Annotated in this window: 8 protein-coding genes, 1 tRNA gene and 1 other RNA gene; 2 read left to right on the plus strand and 8 right to left on the minus strand. The window is 47.6% G+C overall.

Features of this window, described 5'->3' with window-relative positions; genetic code table 11:
- Positions 1-453: 453 nt before the first annotated feature.
- From L971_RS14635 to tadA, 6 genes are all read right to left on the minus strand, one after another.
- Positions 454-678, minus strand: a complete 225-nt coding sequence (locus L971_RS14635) for a YaaL family protein (RefSeq protein ID WP_024372538.1) — start codon at positions 676-678, stop codon at positions 454-456.
- Positions 675-1,274 carry a recombination mediator RecR gene (gene recR, locus L971_RS14640; RefSeq protein ID WP_024372539.1) on the minus strand — a complete coding sequence of 200 codons (600 nt, stop codon included), beginning with the start codon at positions 1,272-1,274 and terminating at the stop codon, positions 675-677. Before recR ends, L971_RS14635 begins: the two co-directional genes overlap by 4 nt.
- Before the next feature lie 21 nt (positions 1,275-1,295).
- Positions 1,296-1,613 carry a YbaB/EbfC family nucleoid-associated protein gene (locus tag L971_RS14645; protein WP_024372540.1) on the minus strand — a complete coding sequence of 106 codons (318 nt, stop codon included), beginning with the start codon at positions 1,611-1,613 and terminating at the stop codon, positions 1,296-1,298.
- Positions 1,614-1,630: 17 nt separating this feature from the next.
- Positions 1,631-3,310: a DNA polymerase III subunit gamma/tau gene (dnaX, locus tag L971_RS14650; protein WP_047376480.1), complete on the minus strand. Its 1,680-nt coding sequence runs from the start codon at positions 3,308-3,310 to the stop codon at positions 1,631-1,633.
- 95 nt (positions 3,311-3,405) lie between these two features.
- Positions 3,406-3,674, minus strand: an RNA gene (gene ffs, locus L971_RS15000) — signal recognition particle sRNA large type.
- 53 nt (positions 3,675-3,727) lie between these two features.
- Positions 3,728-4,228: a tRNA adenosine(34) deaminase TadA gene (gene tadA / locus L971_RS14655; protein WP_047376481.1), complete on the minus strand. Its 501-nt coding sequence runs from the start codon at positions 4,226-4,228 to the stop codon at positions 3,728-3,730.
- A gap of 121 nt (positions 4,229-4,349) precedes the next feature.
- Between tadA and L971_RS14660 the strand changes: the two genes are divergently transcribed.
- Positions 4,350-4,985, plus strand: coding sequence for a deoxynucleoside kinase (locus L971_RS14660; protein ID WP_024372543.1), 636 nt, complete (start codon positions 4,350-4,352; stop codon positions 4,983-4,985).
- Positions 4,982-5,653, plus strand: coding sequence for a deoxynucleoside kinase (locus L971_RS14665; RefSeq protein ID WP_024372544.1), 672 nt, complete (start codon positions 4,982-4,984; stop codon positions 5,651-5,653). Before L971_RS14660 ends, L971_RS14665 begins: the two co-directional genes overlap by 4 nt.
- A 42-nt stretch (positions 5,654-5,695) precedes the next feature.
- Here the strand turns inward: L971_RS14665 and L971_RS14670 are convergent, their stop codons facing one another.
- Positions 5,696-6,694 carry a hypothetical protein gene (locus L971_RS14670; protein ID WP_024372545.1) on the minus strand — a complete coding sequence of 333 codons (999 nt, stop codon included), beginning with the start codon at positions 6,692-6,694 and terminating at the stop codon, positions 5,696-5,698.
- 165 nt (positions 6,695-6,859) lie between these two features.
- Positions 6,860-6,949 (minus strand) — tRNA-Ser (locus L971_RS14675).
- Between the last annotated feature and the right edge of the window lie 104 nt (positions 6,950-7,053).

Raw genomic sequence — 7,053 nt, forward strand, 5'->3', positions numbered from 1 at the left:
TGCGCTTCAATCAAAACTTGTAAAACTTATTTTTGCCTCATCGTTCAGTTTTCAAAGTTCGTCTGCCGCTCTTGGCGACTTAAATATCTTACCAAGTTATTAACGATTGGTCAATAGCTTTTTAAAATATTCTTTTTCGTTCGCTCTCGGCGACGTCTATTAATATATCAGTAAAATTTATCGAACGCAATAACTTTTCTAGAAAAGTTTTTATTTTTTTATCATGTATTAAGTTTTTTCGTTCTACGAGATTAATTCCTTCATTATATAGCCAGTTTTTTAACAAGTATTCAGACATACGGTGATCACAACCTGATGTCCCACCCGACAAACTTACCATTAAAAAAGTGTTAGACGCTCCGCGCCGTCCATTCACTGCTTTAAAATTATAAGATCATATCGTTATCACTATATGACGTGAGTACAAATAGAAAACGAGGCTTCCGCCTCGTTTTAAGAACGTAAATTGGAGAGAGAGACGTTTCGACGTTTCGCTTCCTTCAAATAAAAGAAATAGAGCGTCTCGGCTTGCTTCACTTGCGCTGCTAGCTCTCCTGTATCTTCAATGCTTACGTCCAGCATATGTCGTTTCGCTTCAAACTTTGCTTTCGCATCCAACAGTTCCGTAAGAAATCGTTGATCGTATTCAGTTCGAAGCGACTTTCGAAACCATCTCATAACTCTCTTCGGCCTTCCATCGCACGAGAAAGCGTCACTTCATCCGCATATTCTAAGTCCCCACCGACCGGGAGACCATGCGCAAGTCTCGTTACGCGTATCCCTGTTGGTTTGAGCAACCTAGATAGATACATCGAAGTTGCTTCTCCCTCGATGTTCGGATTCGTAGCCAAAATCACTTCGGTAATCTCTTCGTTTTCTTGAAGACGCGTCAATAAGCTCGAGACGTTAATATCCTCTGGTCCAATACCTTCCATAGGACTGATCGCACCGTGAAGGACATGATACTTCCCTCTATACTCCCGCATCTTCTCCATGGCGATGACATCTCGCGAATCCTGCACCACACATACTACCGTTGTATCACGATGGGAGTCTGTACATATCGAACATGGATCGACATCCGTGATATGCCCACAAACCGTACAATACTTAATATCACGTTTGGCACTGACAAGAGACTTCGCAAATGTCAACACATCGTCCTCCTCCATGTCCAGTACATGAAAGGCCAGTCGAATGGCCGTTTTCGGACCAATGCCTGGTAATTTTGTAAAGCTCTCAATCAATCGTCCAATCGCTTCAGGGTATTGCAACTCACATCTTTCCTTTCTTCATTAAAAGCCTGGGAGGTTCATCCCTTGTGTGAAACGTCCCATCTTATCGTTTACAAGTTGATCAGCTTGTTTCATCCCATCATTCACAGCAGCAAGAACAAGGTCTTGCAACATGTCAACATCGTCCGGGTCGACGACATCTTCAGCGATGATGATATCTAATACTTCTTTATGCCCGCTCACGACAACTTTCACCATGCCACCGCCGGCCGTTCCTTCTACCGTTAAATCTTTCAATTCTTCTTGGGCTTTAGCCATGTCTTTCTGCATTTTCTGCATTTGTTTCATCATATTGTTCATGTTTCCCATTCCACGCATATAAAGCGCCTCCTTTATTAAACTTCTTCGATTTCGACGACATCACCGAAACGTTCGAACGCCTGTGCGACAAGCGGATCTTCTTCTGTCGGCTTCGCTTCTTCTTTCGCATCCGTGCGCTCCGCTTGTTTCTGAAGGATGAACTCGTTTTTCAATTCAAGCCAATCTGTTTCAAGGACAGCCATAATTTCTCGACGGATCCCCGTTACTTCAAACAATGCTTGTTCGATTACGTCACGGGTGCGGCCATTCGAACTGACTTGTTCATAATGCCATGTCATCCCATCTTTAAATTGTACCAGTAAGGTGTCGCTTGCACAAAGGACAGCCTCACTCTCATAGAACAACGCAAAGATTGGACCATCTTGTGTTCGAATATTCCCCATGATATCTTCCCAGCTATCGCGAATCGCGTTCAAGTGCTGACGTTCTGCCCGCTGTAGAAGTTGACGAATCCGTTCTTTCGGAACCCGGATTTGTGTCCGTTTCACCGCTTTCGGCTTCTCAGCAGCAACCGCTGTCGTAGCTACACCATTTTTCTTCACTTCATTCAGCTCTCGACTCAATTCGCGTACTTGGTCTTGAAGCTGCTGCATCTGTTCGCTCATCGTACGGCCTTGTTCCGCAATCCGGATAAACGTCAATTCCACCAACACTTTCGGATGGTTCGATAATCGCATTTGTTGTTGGCAGTCATTCAACTCCTCAATGACTTGGAACAATTCATCGGTCGAGGTTGCTTCGACGAACTCACGGAATTGTTCATTCGGCCGGGCTCTTTCCAGTAAATCGACAGCTTGCGGAGAAGCTTTCAATAGTAACGCATCACGATGAATAAAGACGAGATCTTCCACGAAACGCTTTAAGTCCTTCCCTTCACGTAACATCGTTTCTAGCGTGCTAAGGATTTGGTCCAGCTGTTTTTGCTGTAGCCCATACGCCATGTCGAGAAGCGCATCATCGGTCACAGCGCCTGTCACCTCAAGAACAGCCGCTTCCGTCAATCGGTCATCACTAAAGGCGAGTGCTTGATCAAGCAGACTGAGCGCATCCCGCATCCCACCGTCCGCGGCACGCGCGATCAACTTGAGCGCTTCCGGATCGTAATCGTAATCTTGGTCATTTAAAATGTAAGCCATCCGCGTCTGCAGCTGACCGACCTCGTGGCGCTTCACGTCGAATCGTTGACACCGCGAGATAATCGTCGCCGGAATTTTATGCGGTTCTGTCGTTGCCAAAATAAAGATCGCATGCGGCGGCGGCTCTTCTAACGTTTTTAACAACGCATTGAACGCACCGGTCGACAACATGTGCACTTCATCGATGATATACACTTTAAAGCGCGCTTGTGAAGGCGGATACTTCACCTTATCCCGAATTTCTCGAATCTCGTCAACACCGTTATTTGAAGCCGCATCGATCTCGAAGACGTCCGGACTCGTCCCTTCTGTAATGGCTACACAAGTCGGGCACGTGTTGCACGGTTCTCTCGTCGGTGCAGTCTCACAGTTGATTGCTTTCGCAATGATTTTAGCAAGGCTCGTCTTCCCCGTCCCTCTAGGTCCAGAGAATAAATAAGCATGCGAAACCCGCTCTTCAAGCAACGCGTTTTGAATCGTACGCGTGATATGGACTTGACCGACAACCTCTTGGAACGACTGCGGACGATAGACTCGGTATAATGCTTGATACGCCATGTCCCCGCCTCCTTTCTTCCTTACGTTTCTCTATTTCATCATACAAAAAAATCTACAACCCATGGGCCGTAGATTAAAGTTATTAAATAAATCTGCCGCGCACCGATTTCTGAAAGCACGTCAATGTGCGTTACTCATGCAGTTTGCTCGGCCCAAGCACCCCTGCGGCACACGGTACGTCACCACTTAAGGCTGCTTCCTTCCGGACCTGACCTGGTTCATGGGTGACCGTTGCGCAGGACTCAGACGTCAACGCCACTTACACGAGGACGGGCCACACCAATGCACTCCCTCGAATCGGGATTCAGTCTCGCTATAGCGGATTGCGAGTTACAGGGCACCGCTACCTCCCCGCCTAGCACGGCAAATGGGTAAATGAAGTTAAGCACTTCTTTGAGTGCTATTACATTATACTGTTTAATCTGTAGGGTTGCAACCTCTCTGTTCAAGCCGGGCCTGCTTCTTCCGTTCACGAAGGTCCCGAAAAAAATCAGTCAGTAGCGCTCCACACTCTTCTGCTAAAACATTTTCGGTTACATCAGCTTGATGGTTGAAGCGTTCATCTTGAACGAGGTTCATTAGCGTGCCGCAACATCCACCTTTCGGATCATACGCCCCGAAGATGACCCGCTTTACACGTGAAAGCACGATTGCGCCCGCACACATCGGGCAAGGCTCTAGCGTGACAAACAACTCACAGTCCTCAAGCCGCCAATTCTGGAGTGTTTCGTTCGCCGCCTCAATCGCAATCATTTCCGCGTGTGCGGCCGCAAGCAAGTCGGTCTCTCGTCGATTGTGCCCCGAGGCAATCACCTCGTCTCCTTTGACAATGACACATCCGATCGGGACCTCTCCGATCGCTTCCGCCTTCTTCGCTTCAGCAATGGCGAGCCGCATAAATCGTTCATCACGTTCCATATTAACACTCCGTTTCTCGTCACTTATTATGAAAAAAAATGAAAATCATTTCGCTCGCCCTATCCAACTCATTGTGTGCTAGAATGGAACTTGCACTTTGGATAATGGAGGATGACATCATATGTTTATAACGGTAGAAGGACCGATTGGTGTCGGGAAAACGTCACTGGCCCATATCATCAGTCAGCACTTTTCAATGCAGATGCTGAATGAAATTGTAGAAGAGAACCCCTTTCTCGGCAAGTTTTATGAAGATATCGAAGAATGGAGTTTCCAAACGGAAATGTTCTTCTTGTGCAATCGATTCAAGCAACTAGACGATATCCACAAACACCACTTGAGTCAACAGCAATCCGTCGTTTCAGACTACCATATTTTCAAGAACTTGATTTTTGCTCACCGATCGTTACGACCGGCGCACTTGAACAAGTATGAGCAGATTTATAAGATTTTGACACATGATATGCCGAAACCTGATGTCGTCATCTACTTACACGCCAGTATCGAGACGCTCATGAAGCGCGTCGCCTTACGCGGACGAGAAGTAGAAGAGAATATGTCGCGCGACTACCTCGAACAACTCGCCCACGATTACGAGACGTTTGTCGAATCGTATCGGGCGACCCACCCCGAAGTGACGATTCTATCGTTTAGCGGTGACGAGCTCGACTTCGTCCATAATCCGGATGACTTGACGCACGTCCTCGCGACGATTGAACGTGAACTAGAATTGACTAAAGGAGCCCAACTAAAATGACGCTGAACGAAAAATATAACATTCCGAACGACACGATCATCACGATCGGCGGCATGGTCGGAATCGGTAAATCGACCATCACGAACTCGCTCGCGGACGCCCTCAACTTCCGGACGTCACTCGAGAAAGTAGATACGAACCCGTACCTCGATAAATTCTATCACGATTTTGAGCGTTGGAGCTTCCACCTTCAAATCTACTTCTTGGCTGAACGTTTCAAAGAACAGAAGAAAATCTTCCAATACGGCGGCGGATTCATTCAAGACCGCTCGATCTATGAAGATACGGGCATCTTCGCGAAGATGCATTACGAGAAAGGCACGATGTCGCCGACAGACTATGAGACGTACTCAAGCCTGTTCGAAGCGATGGTGCTCACACCGTTCTTCCCGCATCCTGATCTATTGATTTACCTCGAAGGTTCATTCGACCAAGTGCTCGATCGCATTCAAATGCGCGGACGTGAGATGGAACAACAAACACCGATCACGTACTGGGAAGAAATGTACGCTCGCTATACGGAGTGGATCAACAACTTCAACCTCTGCCCGGTCCTTCGTCTCTCGATTGAAGAATACGATTTGATCAACGATCCGGACTCAGTTGAGCTGATCTTGGAAAAAATCGAAAAGCAGTTGACGATCGCTCGTGAAGCGAAAGTTAGATAAATGAAAGAAGGTGCAACGCTCAATGGCGTCGCACCTTCTTTTTTACGTGTGAGCGATATGGTGTTTGCGGTACGTCGGTGCTTTCCGTGCTTTCCGAAAGCCGTCGATTGAATCAAACACGGCTGCAAGGATCGTGATTGCCACGACGAGTCCGAACACCCAATTGAATGAGAAGACGCCGTTTGGGACGTTCGCCTCCATCCAGTTTACGAATCGGGCATCTAGCAATCGCACGGAACTCGCCATCCAAATGATGAATGTTGCCGAAGCCACATTGTAAATCAGATTATAGGAAGCAAGTGCATACGACCAACGTCCTTTGATCCATTTCCACACACCGAGTACGACTTGCAACAACACGACGAGAAGAAATAGCCAAATCACGTCAAATAGGAACGATTGATTAAAGACCGGCGTGACCATCGTGAACCCTTCCGCGGTCGATTCATAAATCCCGATCAATCGTTCAGCGTTCACGTACACCCCAAACCAAACCGCCGTCCAAAACAAACCAAACCCGGCATCAAACTTACTGATCCGGCCGCCCCGTTCCCGTTCGCGCAACGTATTCACATCCCATTTCATGACAGGTGCTTTCGATCCTTGAGGGGCGTACCGCTCAACTAAAAAGAAGATGAGCGTGATCCAAAACACAAGTTGAATCCCGACGTTCCATAACGTGTCGAATACGTTCGTGAGGAACGTGCCGACAGTCGGCAAGATCGGTCCCGAAAAGGTCGGGATGCTCGCGATGACGAGACCGAAAAAGACGACGGCCATCACAATCGGCACAACGAGTTTGACGATGGACACATACAGCGGAAACATCCCCGGTCCAATCAAGTACTGACCTTCTTTATACTGCGCGGCTACGGCAGCAGGATGTCCCATTTCTTCTAATACACGCTTCATTTCCGTCTCCGTCGGATCAGCCGGTAGTTTCGTCTTGATTTCTTGCTGAAGCGACTCAGCTAGCGACTCCCGCCGATTAGCCGGAACATGTTTGACCACTTCTTCTATATACGCGTCTATCCAGTTCACCACGTCCACCTCCTTTCCGATCGACCCGAACAGACCCTACCGTATTAGAATTCCCGTTTTTAACCGAGGATAGCTGTCGTTCGTAATTTTGCCACAAAAAAAGCCACAGACATAAAGTCTGCGACCATTAAAAAATGCATCTGCCTATGCAGATGCCAAATCGAGCGGAGTTGGTGGGATTCGAACCCACGCGAGCCTTGCGACTCCTAACGGATTTCGAGTCCGTCCCCTTCAGCCGGACTTGGGTACAACTCCAGGCTTAAAAAAGTGTAAAAAAAAGAAAGTGGAGGAGGTGGTGGGATTCGAACCCACGCAGGCTATTACACCCCTGACGGTTTTCAAGACCGTTCCCTTAAACC

Source organism: Exiguobacterium sp. ZOR0005 (assembly GCF_000798975.1).
Taxonomy (GTDB): domain Bacteria; phylum Bacillota; class Bacilli; order Exiguobacteriales; family Exiguobacteriaceae; genus Exiguobacterium; species Exiguobacterium aurantiacum.